The following is a 17,448-nucleotide window of genomic DNA, read 5'->3' as shown; positions in this document are numbered from 1 at the left end:
CGCCCGCGAGAGGAACAGAGGCGCGAAGACATGGCACAGCAGTTGATCGGCGCGGTCGAGGCGGGTGGAACCAAGTTCGTTCTGGCGCTGGCCAGAGAGGACGGAACGGTGCTCGAACGGGCGCGCATCCCCACGGAACATCCCTCCGTGACGATGCCTGCCATGGCGGAGTTTTTCCGCACCGCCGCCGCAAGCCACGGCGCGATCGCCGCGTTCGGTATCGCCAGCTTCGGCCCGATCGACATTGATCCGGCGTCGCCCGCCTATGGCACCTTCACTACGACGCCCAAGCCGGGCTGGAGCGGTGCGCGTTTCCACGACGCGCTGGGTGGTTTCGGCGTGCCGATCGCTGTCGATACCGACGTCAACGGCGCCGCGATCGGCGAGTGGCTGGCCGGCGCCGGACAAGGTTGCCGCACCCTCGCCTACACCACAGTCGGCACAGGCATCGGCACCGGGGTGGTGCGCGATGGCCGGTCCTTGATGGGGATCTCGCACTTCGAGAGCGGCCACATCCTCCCGCCGCGTGATCCCGCGCGCGATCCGTTCGCTGGCAACTGCCCCTACCACGGCGCGTGCCTTGAAGGCCTCGCCAGCGGCCCGGCCATCATCGCGCGCTACGGGCAGAGCCTTGACAATCTCGGGCCCGACGACGTCGAACTCATCGCCGGTTACGTCGCACATCTCGCGGCAACGCTGGTGCTGCTGCACATGCCCGACCGGCTGATCTTCGGCGGCGGGGTGATGAAGGCGCCGGGGCTGCTCGAGTCCGTTCGCCGGCAGGCAGAGAGCACGCTCGCCGGCTACGTCAGCCATCCGCGGCTTGGCCCCGGCCTTGGCAGCTATATCGTCGGCCCCGGCCTAGGTGACGATGCCGGGATCACCGGCGCCATCGCGCTGGGACGGTCCATCCTCGCATAAGCCGGAACGATGACTTTTCGCGGCAGACCGTGATGCACCTTGCATCGCGGCGTCCAGTCCGTATTGGTTCGGATCGATGGCGGACATAATCGACGATCAGGACCCCGGAGCGGATCGCCCCAAACCGCACCGGATCCGCAACATTGCCGAGCTCGCACGCATCGCCGGGGTTTCGGCGGGAACGGTGTCGCGGGCACTCGCGAACAAGGACCTTGTCAACAAGGAGACGCGCGAGCGAATCCAGGCGATCGCCCGCGAACACGGCTTCCGCCCCAACCAGATGGCGCGGCGCCTCAGGACGCAGCGGACCGGGGTGATCGGCGTGGTGATCCCGCTCGGTCACGAGCGCCGCCAGCACATCTCTGATCCGTTCTTCATGACGCTGTTCGGCCACCTCGCCGACGCGCTGACCGAGAACGGCTACGACATCATGCTGTCGCGGGTCATCCCCGGCGATCCCGAGTGGCTCGACCGGATCGTCGATTCGGGCATGCTCGACGGGGCACTGGTCATCGGCCAGTCGGACCAGCTCGAAGCGATCGAGCGAGTGGCCGGCGAATTTCTTCCCATGGTCGTCTGGGGACGTCACCGTGCCGGGCAGGTTCACTGCGTGGTCGGCAGCGACAACGTCGCCGGGGGCAAACTCGCGGCCGAACGCCTGATCGAGCGTGGTTGTCGCAAGCTCGCGTTCTTCGGCGACCCGCGCGGTCCGGAGATCGCCGATCGCCTCGCCGGTGTGCAAGCCGCCGTCAGCGCAGCCGGCGTGGGCCTGCTCGACTTGCCGATTCATCTTTCGAGCCAGGAAATGGGCGAGCAGATCTCGGCACAACTCGACCGTTTGGGCAACGAGGTCGACGGAATCGTCGCCGCGTCGGATATGATCGCGATGGCGACCGTCCGCATACTGCACGAACGCGGGATCGACGTGCCCGGCCAGATCGCCGTGACCGGATACGACGACCTGCCGATCGCCACCCAGACCGTCCCCCAGCTCACCACGATCCGCCAGGATATTGCTGGCGGCGCGCGGCTGATGGTTGAAAAGCTGATGCAGCGAATTGCTGGCGAGACGACCCCATCATCGGTACTCCCACCCGAACTGGTTGTCCGCGGCAGCGCCTAAGGCGGATTTTCGAACATTTTGACCTCTGCCCGATAGGCTCTTCCGGCGCTACACTCACATCAATTGCAATCGATTGTTGCAATTCGTGGTGAAAGCTGTACGCAGGCGTCGTACGGGCTTTCCAAACAGTCCGGCGGAGAGGTGGGCGATGGCATTGGCGACAGCCGGCGCAAGGACTGAGATACCCGCGGAAAGCAAGCCGCGGCTGCCGTTGTGGCGCATTCTCGAAATGAACCTCGGGTTCCTTGGCCTGCAATTCAGCTTTGGGCTGCAGCAGGGCAACATGGCGCCGATCTATTCGTACCTCGGGGCGAAAGAGGCCGCCCTTCCCATCCTGCAACTCGCCGGGCCGATCACCGGGCTGCTGGTGCAGCCGATCATCGGCGCGATGAGCGACCGGACCAATTCGCGCTGGGGCCGGCGCACGCCGTACTTCGTGTTCGGCGCGATCCTCTGCTCGCTCGGGCTGTTCTTCATGCCCCTGTCGCAATCGATCCTGATGGCGGCGGCGCTGCTGTGGATACTCGACGCCGGCAACAACATCACCATGGAGCCGTACCGCGCCTATGTCTCCGACCGCCTCGACGAGAGCCAGCACGGCACCGGCTTCCTGACCCAGAGCGCGTTCACCGGCCTCGCCCAATGTCTGGCGCTCGGCACCCCGGCGCTGCTCGTCGGCCTCCTCGGCGTCGAGAAGGACGCGATCGGCGGCAACAACATCCCCGACACGGTCCACATCGTTTTCACCATCGGCGCCGTCCTGTCGCTGTCGACGATCCTGTGGTCGGTGATCCGGGTACCGGAGCTCCCGCTCTCGCCCGAACAGCAGGCCGAGATCGCCGCCCAGCCCCGCAGCGCCGCCGCGACCCTTCGCGAGATCTGGGAGGCGATCCGGGAGATGCCCCGCCCGATGCGCAAGCTCGGCGTGATGATGCTGTTCCAGTGGTATGCGATGGCGATCTACTGGACTTACGTGACCTACTCGATCGCGCGTTCGGTCTATCAGACGAGCGAGCCGGTGAGCGACGGCTTCCGCAGCGCGGTCCTCACCAACGGGACAATGGCCGCGTTCTACAACTTCGTCGCCTTCGTCGCGGCGATCGCGATGATGCCGCTGATCCGCGCGATCGGCCCGCGCAAGGTCCATGCCGGCGCACTCGTCGCAGGCGGCCTCGGCATGCTCGCGATCCCTCAAGTCAGCGATGTGCCATTGCTGTTTCCGGCCGCGATCGGCGTAGGGATCTGCTGGGGTTCAATCATGGGGACGCCCTACGTGATGCTGGCCAGCTGCATCCCGCCGCGCAGGACGGGCGTCTACATGGGCATCTTCAACATGATGATCGTGGTGCCGATGCTGCTCAACGCGGCGACCTTCCCGTTCTATTACGAGCCACTGCTCCACGGTGATGCGCGGAATGCGCTGATGCTGGCGGGACTGCTGCTGGCTTGCGCCGCAATTGCCGTCCTCCGCGTCCGCGACGACGAGCTCGGAACGTAACTCCCTGACAAGCGACGCTGCCCCGCGCTCTCCGGGGAGAGCCAAGTCAGCTCTTCCAATGCAATCGATTACTGACCCGATTCGACCCACTGCGACCCGGACAGAAACACAAGGACCTGAAGTGACTTCCAACCCTGCCCTCGCCCTTCGCGGACGGTCGGACTGGCTGCCCGAGCATCTCGCTGTGCTGCGACAGGACGCGGCGACCACAATCCCGCACATCGCCTCCGATGCCGTGCTGCCGCGGATCGCCGGGCTCGATCTGTGGGACATGTGGCCGGTCCAGAACTTCGACGGCTCGACCGCCAAGTTCGATGGCTGGACAGTGTGGCTGATCCTTTCCGCCCCGATCCTGCCCGATCCGGATGAACGCCATCACATCGCACGGATCCGGCTCGTGACAGAGCGCGCCGGCGAATGGCGCGATTGCGGCCATCTCCTCCCCGACGGTCTCAATCCGGGCACGCGGGAATGGGCCGGTTCTGCGCTGCACCTTTCGGAAACCGGCGAGATCGTCCTGTTCTACACGGTGGCCGGCGTTCCCGGTGAAGTCTCGCCCAGCTTCACGCAGCGCCTGTTCCAGACGCGAGCCAGGCTCGAGGTTCTCGACGGGACGGCATCCGCATCAGGCTGGAGTGTCCCGACGGAATCGGTGCAGGCCGACGATGTGGATTATATCGTCGTCAACCAGAGCGAGGGCGTGCCGGGCTTCATCAAGGGCTTTCGCGATCCCTTCTTCTTTCGCGATCCGGCCGACGGCGCGCACTACCTGCTCTTCACCGGTTCGCTGCGCCAATCGGTGAGCGCCTGGAACGGCTGCATCGGGCTCGCCCGAGCCAACCCCGGACAGCTCGACAACTGGCAGTTGCTGCCACCGATCATCGCGGCGGACGGCCTGAACAACGAGCAGGAGCGGCCGCAAATGGTGTACCGTGACGGCCTCTACTATCTCTTCTGGTCGACCCAGCGAAAGGTCTTCGCCCCCGGCGTGCCGAGCGGGCCGAATGGTCTGTACGGCATGGTTTCCGACCGGATCGACGGCGCGTACTTGCCGCTCAATGGCAGCGGGCTCGTCGCCGGCAATCCGGACGACGCACCGTTCCAGGCGTACAGCTGGGCCGTGACAGGCGAGCTCGAGGTGGCCGGCTTCGCTGACCTCCTCGGCGCCAACGGCAGCGACGTCGTCGATGATCGAGACTGGCGGCGCAAGCGATTCGCGGGAAGCCCGGCACCCCGGTTCCGGATCGACTTAGACGGGGCCGCTACACGAGTGTCAAAGTACTGATTTCACCAGAGTTCAATCGATTGCAAGAATCCTCTTGCAATCGATTGCTCCAAGTTTATGACTTGAGCACCGGGCAGGCATGACCGTACCCGGACTCGCAGATCCCAAGGGAGGGGAACCGATGAATTTCCGCAATCGCCTGATCGGCGCGTCGACCGCCGCCATCGTCGTATCGCTGGCCTCCGCCGCGCCTGCATTCGCGCAGGACGCCGCCCCGGCCGACGCCGAGCAGGCTGCGCCCGAATTCGGCGAACAGATCGTCGTCACCGCCGCGCCGGGCAACAAGTCCAAGCTCAACAGCTCGATCTCGGTCACCGACGTATCGCCCGAGCTGATCGCCAGCCAGGCCCCCCGTTCTGACGCGGAAATCTTCAAATTGATCCCCGGCATCCGCGCGGAATCGACCGCCGGTTCGGGCGGCAACTCGAACATCACGGTGCGCGGACTGCCGCTCGCCTCGGGTGGTTCGAAGTACGTCCAGATCCAGGAGGACGGGGTCCCCACGGTCGAGTACGGCGACATCGCCTTCGGCAACAACGACTACTGGACCAAGTACGACTGGACCGTCGACCGCATCCAGGTGGTCCGCGGCGGCTCGGCCTCGACCTTCGCCTCGCAGGCGCCCGGTGCGGTCATCAACTACGTCTCGAAGACCGGCGAGACAGCCGGCGGCCAAGTCGGCGTTACCGTCGGCCTCGGCTATGACGAGAAGCGCATCGACTTCAACTATGGCAGCCCGATCACCGACAGCCTGCGCTTCAACATCGGCGGCTTCTACCGCAATGGCAGCGGCCCGCGCGAAATCCCCTACAACGCCCAGGACGGCTACCAGATCAAGGCCAACGTGACCAAGGACTTCGGCGAGGGCCGCGGCTACCTGCGCCTGTTCTTCAAGCGCCTCGACGACCGCTCGCCGACCTACACCCAGGCACCGTTCGGGGTGAAGGTGAGCGGCAACACGATCACCGGCTACTATGCCCTGCCCGGCTTCGACGCCCGCAAGGACACGGTCTTTTCCAAGTACAACCTGACCTACCCGACGATCGGTTCGGACGGGGTGGTCAAGACCGGCAACAACCGCGAGGGCATCCACGTCAAGTCGAACTCGGTCGGCGCGCAGTTCCATTACGAGCTGTCGGACAACATCACCGTCGATGAACGCTTCGCCTATACCGAGAACAGCGGCATCTTCGCCGCGCCGTTCTATGGCAGCGTCAGCCAGCTGCGTGACATCCTTGTCGGCGGCGCGAGCCCGTACACCGTCTCGGCCAACGGCACGACCTACACCGCCGCCTTTGCCCGCTATGCCACCGGGCCGCAGGCCGGTGCGCTCGTTCCCGTCGGCACCGTGGTCGACCAGAACCCCAACCTCTACACGGACATGAACGACATGGGCCATGTCGGCAACGACATCGCCATTACCGGCAAGCTGCCGGTCGGTGCCGGGCAGATCACCGCCCGCGCCGGGTGGTACTACTCGCGCCAGACCATCAACATGGACTGGCACTGGAACATGTCGGTCAAGACCGGGCTAACCGATCCGGTCCTGGTCAATCTGTTCGCCGCCGATGGCACCCGCCTGTCGGACAACGGGCTCACCGGCTACAACAACCAGTGGGGCGCCTGCTGCGCGCGCAACTATGACCTGACCTATGTCGACAACGCGCCCTACGCCTCGCTCAACTACGCCGACGACCAACTCGACCTCGATGCCAGCATCCGCCACGACAGCATCGATGCCAGCGGCGAATTCCGCGGGACCAGCGCGCGCTACTCGCTCGACGTCGACGGCAACGGTTCGCTCAGCGTCGCGGAGCAGAACGCCTACCGCGCGTCGATCAACCCGACCCAGCTGATCGACTATTCGCTCGGCTACACCAGCTGGTCGCTGGGTGCGAACTACCGAATTTCGAACACCCTGGCGGTCTTCGCCCGCGCCTCGAAGGGCTACCGCGCCAACGCCGACCGCGTCGTCTCGGGCGACTACGGTGCGCTGCTGGCGGCCGACGGTTCGATCGCGGCGGGTGGCAAGACCGCGATCATCAACCCGGTGACCCAGCAGGAAATCGGCGTGAAGAACCGCGGCTTCCTCCTGGGCGGCAGCTACGGCCTGAACCTCACCGCGTTCCGTTCGCAGGCCACCGAGTTCAACTACGACCTGACCAAGCCGAGCGGGCAGCAGATCAGCTTCCAGAAGTACCGCACCTGGGGCGTGGAGCTGGAATCGCAGTTCCGCACCGGCGGGTTCAGCCTCGCGGCGAACCTCGTCTACACCCACTCGCGGATCGTCCAGGACCTGATCGGCGGCAACAAGGGCAACACCCCGCGCGCGACTCCGACCTGGGCGTGGACCGTGGCGCCGAGCTATGATTTCGGCATGGCCTCGATCGGCTTCACCATGCTCGGCCAGACCTCGACCTACACCGACGACGCCAACGGGCTGAAGCAGAAGGGCCAGAACATCTTCTCGGCCTTCGTCGCGGTCCGCCCGGTCGAAGGGCTCGAGGCGAGCGTCAACGTGAACAACCTGTTCAACGCGTGGGATCAGGCCGGCCGTCTCGACCAGGGCTCCGTCGGCGGGCTCGCCTCGACCGGCGCGGTGTTCGGGGTTCCCTTCGCCGCGACCAATCGCGTCGGCCTCGGCCGTACCTGGTCGGCTTCGCTCAAGTACAGCTTCTAAAGTTCCTCCTGACCTCCACCCATGGAGGCTTGGGGCGGGGGGAGCGATCTCCCCGCCCTTCTTTTTTCGGACGCTGCCCTTAAACCCGTCGTACCGGAGGAAGACGATGAACGGAGAACCCCGCCCTATCCGGCGGATCGTGATTGCGGGAGGCGGCACCGCCGGGTGGATGAGCGCGGCGCTGCTCGGCCACACCCTGCGCACCGGCTGCGAAATCGTGCTGGTGGAAAGCGAGGCGATCGGAACGGTCGGCGTCGGCGAAGCAACGATCCCCCCGATCCGCCTGTACAACCAGACGCTGGGCATCGACGAGGGCGAATTCCTTGCCGCCACCAAAGGCTCATTCAAGCTCGGCATCGAATTTGTGAACTGGGGCCGCGAGGGCCACCGCTACTTCCACCCGTTCGGGCCGCACGGGCGGCCGTTCGACACCGTCCACCTCCACCACTACTGGCTGCGCGCCCGCGCCGAGGGCGAGACCGCGCCGCTCGATGATCACTCGATGGCCTGGGCGCTGGCCAAGGCGGGGCGCTTCACCGCGCCCTCCCCCGATCCGCGCAGCGTGCTGTCGACCTTCGACTATGCCTATCACTTCGACGCCGGGCTCTATGCCCGGTTCCTGCGTGGCCATGCCGAGCGAAATGGCGTGCGGAGGATCGAGGGCAAGATCGCCGCGGTCGAGCAGCACGGCGAGACCGGCTTCGTCACCGCGCTGGCGCTGGAAGACGGCCAGCGGCTCGAGGCCGACCTGTTCATCGACTGCACCGGCTTTCGCGGGCTGCTGATCGAGGGCGCGCTCAAGGCCGGGTATGACGACTGGAGCCACTGGCTCCCCTGCGACCGGGCGGTCGCCCTGCCCTGCTCCCGGGCCGAGCCGTTCACCCCCTACACCCGCTCGACCGCTCGCGAGGCCGGATGGCAATGGCGAATCCCGCTGCAGCACCGCACCGGCAACGGCTATGTCTATTGCAGCCGGTTCATCGGCGACGACGAGGCCGAGGCGACCTTGCGCGCCAATCTCGACGGAGAGGTGCTGGCGGAGGCCAACCGGCTGCGCTTCGTCACCGGGCGGCGCAAGGCGTTCTGGGCAAAGAACGTCGTCGCGATCGGCCTGTCCTCGGGCTTCCTCGAGCCGCTTGAATCGACGAGCATCCACCTGATCCAGGCCGGGATCACCAAGCTGATCGCGCTGTTCCCCGACACGTCGTTCGACCCGCTGACCATTGCCGAATACAACCGCGTCGCCGAAACCGAGTTCGAACGCATCCGCGACTTCCTGATCCTTCACTACAAGCTGACCGAGCGCCGGGACAGCGAGCTCTGGCGGTACTGCGCCGGCATGGAGGTTCCCGAGACGCTTGCGCTAAAGATCGAGCACTTCCGCCGCTATGGTCGTCTGGTCGCGCGCGAGATGGACCTGTTTGCCCCGGCCAGCTGGCTGGCCGTCCACATCGGCCAGCTCAACTTCCCTGAGCGCAGCGATCCGCTGGCCGACCACCGCGGCATCGACGGGCGGGCATGGCTCGCCAAGCTGCGCGGCGCGATGACGGCGGAGGCGGCGCGGGCGCCGACCCACGACGACTTCGTGCGCGGCCGCTTCGCTCAGTCGGTGACGTAGTCCTTCCACTGGGTAGCGAGGTAGTCGCGGAACGCGGGACCGACCGACTCGCTTTCGAGGTAGGACCGGCTGACCGGCCAGCCCTTCCATTCGAACGCCGGATCAGCGCAAGCACGGCGGGGGAAGTCGTGGTGGAGAATCGCGGCGCGGCCGATCAGGACGAAGTCGGCGCCGTGATCAAGACAGGCCTGCGCGGTCGCGGCGGTCTGGATCTTCCCTGCAACGCCGAGCTTGCAGGTGCCGCGGGGGAGCGCCGTAAACCAGTCGATCAGCGGCTTTTCGGCCAAGGACGGATCCCGCGGCGTATTGAAGCAATCCCACAGGCTCATGTCGAGGTAGTCGATCCTGCCGCCGGTCATGATATCCCCGGCCAACGCCAGGGCACTCGCGGTCGAATACCCGAATCGCTCGGGCGAGAGCCGCAGGCCGACCTGGAAGTCGGGGCGGGTTGCGGCACGGACGCCGTCGACGGCCTCCCGGATCGCGCGGGTCCGGTCCGCCCAGTCGCCGCCATAGCCGTCTCCGCGGACGTTGCGGTCGTCGAGGAAACTGCACAGCAGGTAACCGTGTGCGCCGTGGAGTTCGATGCCGTCGAACCCGGCCTTCTCGCAGCGGACGGCGGCGGCGACGTAGGCATCGATCGCGGCCTTGACCTCGTCCGTGGTCATTTCGCGCACCCCGGCTTCGGGCACCGCGAAGGGCGCGACAGGATCGCCAGCGAGATCGGCAGGGGCGCGTTCGCCGGCGTGGTGGAGCTGGACCGAAGACACCGACCCGGCCTTGCGGATCGCGTCGGCGAGCCGGGTCAGCCCGGGCAGGTGATCGTCGCTGAACACGCCAAGCTGGCCGGGAAAGCCCTGTCCCTGCTGGAGGACATGCGCCGCGCAGCTCATCGTCAGTCCGAAGCCGCCTTCTGCGCGGCGGACCAGCCAGGCAAACTCGTCGTCGGACAGCGTGCCGTCGGCGTGGCTCTGCAGATTGGTGAGCGGCGCGAGGGCAAAGCGGTTGGCCCAGTCGGGGCCGTTGTCGAACGAGATGGAATCGGACAGCGCGGCCATGCAGGATCTCCGTGAGAGTTTAACCGCACGATTAACGCCGTATCCCGTTCTGTGAAGCGTGGAATTGCGCTGGCCAGGCCACGGCCCGTTTGTGCGCGGACCCGGGTCCAGCCCCGAGCGACGTTGGCGACGGGCTTGTTGGATTTCCCCTCGCACCGCTCCAACCAGCGCAGGACGACGGTGCGGCCGGTGCGGCGCGTGTTCGCGCCCGGGGCGGTGCGTTCGATTACGCGAACGGCCGGCAAGGGATACGCGCCCTGCCAGCTCGGCCCTGTATCCATCGAGGCGACCCGCCGGAGTCCGGGCTCGCATGGGAGCCGGCTGGGCGGAAGGCATTGTAATACCTTCCTATATGGTCCCGTGGAGGTCCGTCCCGAAAGGAGGGAACGGCGCGGTCCGCGAGCGCGAAATGCCTCGATGGCGGGGTGGCGCGCGTGTGCGAGGCCTCGGCTTCAAGTAAACCGCCCCGGACGTGCACCGGCCGCCGTGCGGGGAGCGATGTCGCGAAGCGCTACCGCTCCACCGCACCCGTCGAACGAGCTATTAACCGATATGGTTCGTTTTGTCAAGGCCGGCGGAAGGCGTGCGCAATTTTGCTTCAGCGAGGTGCATGCGCACGACAGCAAACCCGTATCAACCGCAACCAAAACGCAGCCAAATTCGCCAGCGAAGCGTGCTAGGATGCGCGCAATGGACAGCGCCCTTCCCTTTTCCCGTTTCGCCCCTGCCGTAGCCGCGCCGAGCCCGCTGCGCGCCGCCATCACCGCGGCCACCCGCCGCGACGAACGCGCCTGCATCGCCGCGCTGCTGCCGGAGGCGACGCTCCCCGACATCGTCCGGACCCGCGCCGCCGCACTCGCCGCGTCGCTGGTCACCCAGCTGCGCGCCCGTCCGCGCGGCAACGGAATCGAGCAGCTGGTCCACGAATATGCGCTCTCCAGCCAGGAGGGGGTCGCGCTGATGTGCCTTGCCGAGGCGCTGCTTCGCATTCCCGACGACGATACCCGCGACGCGCTGATCCGCGACAAGATCGCCGGCGGTGACTGGAACGGCCATGTCGGGCGCGACCGCCCGCTGTTCGTCAACGCCGCGACTTGGGGCCTGGCGGTGACCGGCAAGCTCGTCGGCAGCGTCGACGAGCGCGGCCTCGGCGCGGCGCTCACTCGCCTGATCGCCCGCGCCGGCGAGCCTGTCATCCGCCGCGGCGTCGATCTCGCGATGCGGCTGATGGGCGAACATTTCGTGATGGGCGAAACCATCGACGAAGCCTTGACCCGCGCCCGCGGGCCCGAGGCGCAGGGCTTCCTCTACAGCTACGACATGCTCGGCGAGGCCGCGATGACCGCTGCCGACGCTGCCCGCTACCGCGCCGACTACGAGGCCGCGATCCATGCCATCGGCAAGGCCGCGGCCGGGCGCGGGCCGATCGCGGGACCGGGAATCTCGGTCAAGCTTTCGGCGCTCCACCCGCGCTATGCCCGCAGCCAGCTCGACCGCGTGATGGGCGAACTGCTGCCAGTGCTGCGTGATCTCGCCCTTCTCGCCAAGGGCTATTGCATCGGCTTCAACATCGACGCCGAGGAGGCCGACCGGCTCGAGATCTCGCTCGACCTGCTGGAGGCGCTGGCGCTCGATCCGGCGCTCGCGGGGTGGGACGGGCTCGGCTTCGTGGTGCAGGCCTATGGGAAGCGCTGTCCGTTCGTGATCGACTGGATCGTCGACCTCGCCCGCCGCGCGCAGCGGCGGATCATGGTCCGACTGGTCAAGGGCGCGTACTGGGACGCCGAGATCAAGCGTGCGCAGGTCGAGGGGCAGGCGGGCTTTCCGGTCTATACCCGCAAGGTCCATACCGACGTCGCCTACATTGCCTGCGCCCGCCGCCTGCTCGCGGCCAAGGACGCGGTGTTCCCGCAGTTCGCCACGCACAACGCGCATACCCTGGCGACGATCCACGAGCTGGCCGGCCCGGATTTCACAACCGGCGACTGGGAGTTCCAGTGCCTCCACGGCATGGGCGAGCCACTGTACGAACTGGTGGTCGCCAAGGCGCAGCTGAACCGTCCGTGCCGGATCTATGCGCCGGTGGGGACGCATGAAACCCTGCTCGCGTACCTGGTCCGGCGGCTGCTGGAGAACGGGGCCAACTCCTCGTTCGTCAACCAGATCGCGGACACCAGCGTGCCGGTGACCGCGCTGGTCGCCGATCCGGTCGCGGTGGTGGCGAGCGAGCCCGATCCGGGCGCGCCGCACCCGTTGATTGCCCTGCCGCGCGATATCCTCGGCAGCCGCTCTAACAGCACGGGGCTCGACCTGGCCGACGTGAGCGTGCTGGCCGAGCTGTCGCAGGTGTTCGCGGCAGAAGGCGCGCACAGCTTCACCGCTGCGCCCGATCCGCGGGTTGAGGCCGGCGGGGCACATCCGGTCACCAACCCGGCCTTCGCCGCCGATATCGTCGGCACGGTGCGCGAGACGACCTCCGCAGGCGTGGCGCAGGCCCTCGCCATCGCCCAGGCTGCAGCGGAGGACTGGGCCGCCCTCCCCGCCACCGCCCGGGCCGACCGCCTCGAAGCCGCCGCCGACCTGTTCCAGCGCGAGATGCCGCGCCTGATGGCGCTGGTCATGCGCGAGGCCGGCAAGAGCGCCGCCAATGCCGTGTCCGAAGTGCGCGAGGCGATCGACTTCCTGCGCTATTACGCGGGCGAGGCGCGGCAGGGCTTGGCGGACGCGGTGCCGCTCGGCCCGATCGCCTGCATCAGCCCATGGAACTTCCCGCTGGCGATCTTCACCGGGCAGGTCGCGGCGGCGCTCGTGGCGGGCAACCCGGTTCTGGCCAAGCCGGCGGAGGAGACACCGCTCACCGCCGCGCGGGCCGTGGCCCTGCTGCACGAGGCGGGCGTCCCGGCGGATGTCCTGCAACTGGTTCCCGGGGCCGGCGAAGTCGGCGCGGCGCTGGTCGCAGATCCGGCCGTGCAGGGGGTGGTATTCACCGGGTCGACCGAGGTTGCGAAGCTGATCCAGCGCGAACTTGCCGGCCGGCTCTCACCTGCCGGGCAACCGATCCCGTTGATCGCCGAAACTGGCGGGCTCAACGCGATGGTGGTCGATTCCTCCGCGCTGGCCGAGCAGGTCGTGGCCGACGTCATCGCCTCGGCCTTCGACAGTGCGGGGCAGCGCTGCTCGGCGCTCAGGGTGCTGTGCCTGCAGGAGGACATTGCCGAGCGCACCCTCGCCATGCTGCGCGGCGCGCTGGCTGAGCTCAGGGTGGGGCGCACCGATATCCTCGCCAACGACATTGGTCCGGTCATCTCGGCGGAGGCGAAGGCGGGCATCGAGCGCCACGTCGCGGCGATGGACGCCGCCGGCCACCGCGTCACCCGCCTGCCGCTTAAGGCCGAAACGCAGGCCGGCTACTTCGTCGCGCCGACGATCATCGAACTCGATGACCTCGCCCAGATCGACCGCGAGGTGTTCGGCCCGGTGCTTCACGTCGTCCGCTTCCGCCGCGAGCGCCTGGCCGCGACGGTCGAGCAGGTGAACGCCTGGGGCTATGGCCTGACCTTCGGGCTGCACACCCGTCTCGACGAGACGGTGGAGCGGGTGACCACAGCCGCGCGGGCGGGCAACCTCTACGTCAACCGCAACATGATCGGCGCGGTTGTGGGCGTGCAGCCGTTCGGGGGACGCGAACTGTCCGGGACAGGACCGAAGGCCGGCGGGCCGCTCTATCTCCACCGGCTGGTGCGCGGGGGCATGCCCGCTGTCACACTCGGCGGTGCACTCGCCCTGCCCGGCCCGGTCGGCGAGGACAACCGCTACGCGCTCGAGGGCGGCAACCGCGTGCTCGTCCGGGCCGCGCAAGGCGCCATCCGCGCCGACATCGAGCGTTCGCTGCGCAGCGCCGGGCTGGTCCCGGTCGGGGCGCTCCCGGCGGATCGCTGCGTCGTCGCCGGCGATTCCCGGTTCATACTGTCGGTGCAACGCGAACTGGCCGACGCCGATGGCGCAGTCATCCCCCTTTTCGCGTGGGAGGAGCGCGCCCTGCCCTTCCTAGGCGAAGAGCGGGCCATCTCGGTCAACACGACCGCTGCGGGAGGCAACGCGACGTTGATGGCGATCGCCTGACCGGCTTGCGCTGCCTCACCTGAGTTATATAACCAGGTAAAATAGCAAAGCAGGACCAGCCCGATGGACTACCGCACGATCCTTGTCGAGATCGTTGATCATGTCGCAACGATCACGATCAACCGCCCCGAGGCGATGAACAGCTTCAACAAGCGGATGTGCGACGAGTTCGAGCATCTTTGGCGATCACTCAAGGTCAACGACGACGTCCACTGCTGCGTCCTGCGCGCCGCACCCGGCCGCGCGTTCTGCACCGGGGTCGACGTCAAGAGCGAGGACGGAGGGCCGGTGGTCGACCTTGCCAACACCTGGCACTGCGATGACCCGGGAAAATACCTCGGCCCAAAATCGCAGGAGTTCTGGAAGCCGGTCATCGCCGCGGTCCACGGCATGGCCGCGGGCGGTGCATTCTACTGGCTCAACGAGAGCGACATCGTGATCTGCTCGGAAGACGCGACGTTCTTCGATCCGCATGTCACGTACGGCATGACCTCGGCTCTGGAGCCCATCGGGATGACCTACAAGATGCCGCTGCAGGACGTGCTGCGGATGGTCCTGCTCGGCAATGACGAGCGGGTCACGGCCCACTCCGCCATGCGCATGGGGATCGTCAGCGAGGTGGTGGCGCTCGAAGACCTGTGGCCCCGCGCCGCCGCGCTCGCTGCGCAGATCGCTGCCAAGCCGCCGGCTGCGACCGCCGGTTCGGTCAAGGCGATCTGGCAGAGCCTCGATCTGCCGCGCTCGATCGCCCTGGCGCGCGGGCTCGCCTTCCCGCAGATCGGCTATCCCGTCGGCGTCCCGCAGGTCGACCGCACCGCGCTGATGGCGGACAAGGCCAAGAAGTTCGATCTGAGGTGACCGACGCACAGATGGCCGAATGGCTGGAGCGTGGTTGGGCGCATCCGGCAGAGCAGCGCGAGGTTGCGGTCGAAGGCGCGACAGTCCGCTACCGGGCGTGGCAGGCCGATCCATCGCTGCCCGTGCTGCTGTTCGTCCACGGATTTCAGGCGCATTCGCACTGGTGGGACCACATCGCCCCGCATTTCGCCGGACGATACCGCGCGCTCGCGCTCGACTTCACCGGCATGGGCGAGAGCGACCGCCGCCCGGCGTACTCGCGGCGGCAGTACGGTCGCGAGATCCTCGCCGTTCTGGCGCGCGAAGGCGGCGGGGCGGCGACGCTGGTGTCGCACTCGTTCGGGTCTGTTTCGACCCTCTATGCCGCAAAGCTCGCGCCCGAACTGGCCGAGCGGGTCATCGTGATCGACGCCCACGTTTATCGCGCCGAGGATGAACCGGGTGACCGCCGTTTTCCTGTTCGCCGCTACGCGACCATCGACGAAGCGCTCTCCCGCTACCGGCTCAGCCCGCCTGGGCGGTGGCCGGTGGCGGAGATCGTCCGGTACCTCGCCCGCCACTCGGTCCGCGAGAGGTCGGGAGGCTGGGAGTGGAAGTTCGATCCCGAGATCGTCCGCTCGATCCATGCCGAGCGAATTCGCAGCGAGCTCGCCAATATCGAAGTGCCAGTGGACCTGATCTACGGCGAGTTCAGCGAGACGGTCACCCCGCAGGCCCTGGCCGGCTTCTGCGAGCACCTGCCGCAATTGGGCGAGCCGGTCATGATCCCGGCTTCGCATCATCACATCATGATCGAACAGCCCATCGCGCTCGTGGCGGCGCTGCGGGGGTTGCTGGCGTCGTCCCGGAACCAGGTCAGCCCAGCGTCACCACCCGGTCCGCCAGGCGCTCCACATCCACCCGGTCGTGGCTGACCAGCAGGATCGGCAGCTTGAGGTCATCACGGATCCGCTCGATCACGCGGACAACCTCTTCCCGCCGGAGCGAGTCGAGTGAAGTCAGCGGCTCATCCATCAGCAGCACGCGCGGTGCCGAGAGCAGCGCCCTGCCGATCGCCACGCGCTGCGCCTCTCCGCCCGACAGGGTGCGCGGCATGCGGCCGAGCAACGCGCCGATGTCGAGGAACCGGCACGCCTCGTCGAGATCCATCCAGCGGCGCTCTTCGGGCGCGAGCCGCCAGCCATAAGTCAAGTTGTCGCGCACCGTGAGGTGCGGGAACAGGCGCAGGTCCTGGAGGACATACCCGCAGGCGCGGCGTTCTGGCGGGAGATCGATCTTGCCGGCGCTGTCGAACAGCACCGTCCCCGCCGCGACGATCCGGCCGCGCTCGGGCTTCAGCAATCCCGCGACGGCATCGAGCGTGGTTGTCTTGCCCGCACCCGAAGGCCCGAACAGCGCGGTGACCCCGCTTTCCGTCGTGAAGGCCACCTCGATCAGCCGATCGCCGCGCCGCATGGCGATGTCGATCTCAAAGGACATGGCCACCCCTGCCCGAGCCGCTGCGCCGGACCAGCCATTCGGAAACCATCAGCGCGCCGAGCGAGAGCACCACCGATACCAGCGCGAGCCGCAGCACGCGCTCGTCCGCGCCCGGCGACTGGAGCGCGGCGTAGATCGCCAGTGGCAGAGTCTGCGTCTCGCCAGGGACGCTGGACACGAAGGTGATGGTGGCGCCGAATTCGCCGAGCGAGCGGGCCAAGCCGAGGACCAGCGCCACGGCGATGCCGGGAACGGTCAGCGGCAGGGTGATGGTGGCAAAGACCCGCCAAGGTCCTGCCCCCAAGGTTCGCGCCGCGCCTTCGAGGCGGGTGTCGATGGCATCGAGCGACAGGCGGATCGCCCGGACCATCAACGGCAAGGCCATCACCGCCGCCGCCAGCGCCGCGCCGGTCCAGCGGAACATCAGGCTCGCCCCGAATACAGTCTCGATAAACCGGCCGGCGGGTCCGTGCGGCCCGAACGCCAGCAGAAGCAGCCACCCGGTGACCACCGGCGGCAGGACCAGCGGCAAGTGGACCAGCGCGTCGAGCAGCACGCGTCCGGGAAAACGCTTCCGGGCGAGCACCCAGGCCAGCGCGAACGCCAGTGGCAAAATGGCTGCGATCGCCACAAGGCTGACCTTGAGCGACAGCGCGACAACGGCACATTCGGCGGAATCGAGCACCGCGCTCAGCCCGGTCGCGCGCAATGTGGCATGGCTGAGCACGTCATTCCGAACGGGTAACCGCAGGCTCGCCGCTGCGCCACAGGAAAAGGGCGAAGGGCCAATCGTCCGGCGGCCGCGC

12 protein-coding genes are annotated in these 17,448 nt (G+C 67.5%); 9 read left to right on the top strand and 3 right to left on the bottom strand.

Annotated features, from left to right (window positions below; all coding sequences use genetic code 11):
• Positions 1-30 precede the first annotated feature (30 nt).
• The 6 genes from AC3WLD_RS09990 (at position 31) to AC3WLD_RS09965 (ending at position 9,125) form a co-directional block, all read left to right on the top strand.
• Complete coding sequence (locus tag AC3WLD_RS09990) at positions 31-921, top strand: ROK family protein (protein WP_492556812.1); 891 nt, start codon at positions 31-33, stop codon at positions 919-921.
• 76 nt (positions 922-997) lie between these two features.
• Positions 998-2,044, top strand: coding sequence for a LacI family DNA-binding transcriptional regulator (locus AC3WLD_RS09985; protein WP_492556811.1), 1,047 nt, complete (start codon positions 998-1,000; stop codon positions 2,042-2,044).
• Between the two features lie 148 nt (positions 2,045-2,192).
• Entirely contained in the window at positions 2,193-3,542 is a 1,350-nt protein-coding gene (locus AC3WLD_RS09980) for an MFS transporter (RefSeq protein ID WP_492556810.1), read from the top strand.
• A 121-nt stretch (positions 3,543-3,663) separates the two neighbouring features.
• The gene (locus AC3WLD_RS09975; protein ID WP_492556809.1) at positions 3,664-4,827 is read left to right on the top strand and encodes a glycoside hydrolase family 68 protein; all 1,164 of its coding nucleotides are present in this window, start codon (positions 3,664-3,666) and stop codon (positions 4,825-4,827) included.
• Between the two features lie 121 nt (positions 4,828-4,948).
• A complete protein-coding gene (locus tag AC3WLD_RS09970) occupies positions 4,949-7,507 on the top strand; it encodes a TonB-dependent receptor domain-containing protein (RefSeq protein WP_492556808.1) in 2,559 nt (852 codons plus the stop codon).
• A gap of 106 nt (positions 7,508-7,613) precedes the next feature.
• A complete protein-coding gene (locus tag AC3WLD_RS09965) occupies positions 7,614-9,125 on the top strand; it encodes a tryptophan halogenase family protein (RefSeq protein WP_492556807.1) in 1,512 nt (503 codons plus the stop codon).
• Here the strand turns inward: AC3WLD_RS09965 and AC3WLD_RS09960 are convergent.
• Positions 9,110-10,183, bottom strand: coding sequence for an NADH:flavin oxidoreductase (locus tag AC3WLD_RS09960; RefSeq protein ID WP_492556806.1), 1,074 nt, complete (start codon positions 10,181-10,183; stop codon positions 9,110-9,112). The genes AC3WLD_RS09965 and AC3WLD_RS09960 overlap by 16 nt on opposite strands.
• Positions 10,184-10,873: 690 nt before the next feature.
• Here AC3WLD_RS09960 and putA point away from each other — a divergent pair.
• From putA to AC3WLD_RS09945, 3 genes are all read left to right on the top strand, one after another.
• The gene (putA, locus tag AC3WLD_RS09955; protein ID WP_492556805.1) at positions 10,874-14,305 is read left to right on the top strand and encodes a bifunctional proline dehydrogenase/L-glutamate gamma-semialdehyde dehydrogenase PutA; all 3,432 of its coding nucleotides are present in this window, start codon (positions 10,874-10,876) and stop codon (positions 14,303-14,305) included.
• 63 nt (positions 14,306-14,368) lie between these two features.
• Positions 14,369-15,163 carry an enoyl-CoA hydratase/isomerase family protein gene (locus AC3WLD_RS09950; RefSeq protein WP_492556804.1) on the top strand — a complete coding sequence of 265 codons (795 nt, stop codon included), beginning with the start codon at positions 14,369-14,371 and terminating at the stop codon, positions 15,161-15,163.
• Positions 15,160-16,077 (top strand): alpha/beta fold hydrolase, encoded by a 918-nt coding sequence (locus AC3WLD_RS09945; protein ID WP_492556803.1) that lies wholly within the window; start codon positions 15,160-15,162, stop codon positions 16,075-16,077. The genes AC3WLD_RS09950 and AC3WLD_RS09945 overlap by 4 nt, the downstream gene beginning before the upstream one ends.
• On the opposite strand, the gene AC3WLD_RS09940 is transcribed toward AC3WLD_RS09945, so the two are convergent.
• Entirely contained in the window at positions 16,019-16,642 is a 624-nt protein-coding gene (locus AC3WLD_RS09940; RefSeq protein ID WP_492556802.1) for an ATP-binding cassette domain-containing protein, read from the bottom strand. The genes AC3WLD_RS09945 and AC3WLD_RS09940 overlap by 59 nt on opposite strands.
• The gene (gene modB, locus AC3WLD_RS09935) at positions 16,632-17,327 is read right to left on the bottom strand and encodes a molybdate ABC transporter permease subunit (protein ID WP_492556915.1); all 696 of its coding nucleotides are present in this window, start codon (positions 17,325-17,327) and stop codon (positions 16,632-16,634) included. Before modB ends, AC3WLD_RS09940 begins: the two co-directional genes overlap by 11 nt.
• Positions 17,328-17,448: the final 121 nt, after the last annotated feature.

It is taken from the genome of Novosphingobium sp. FW305-C-111, assembly GCF_058783565.1.
This window is presented reverse-complemented; position numbering and strand designations above follow the sequence as displayed.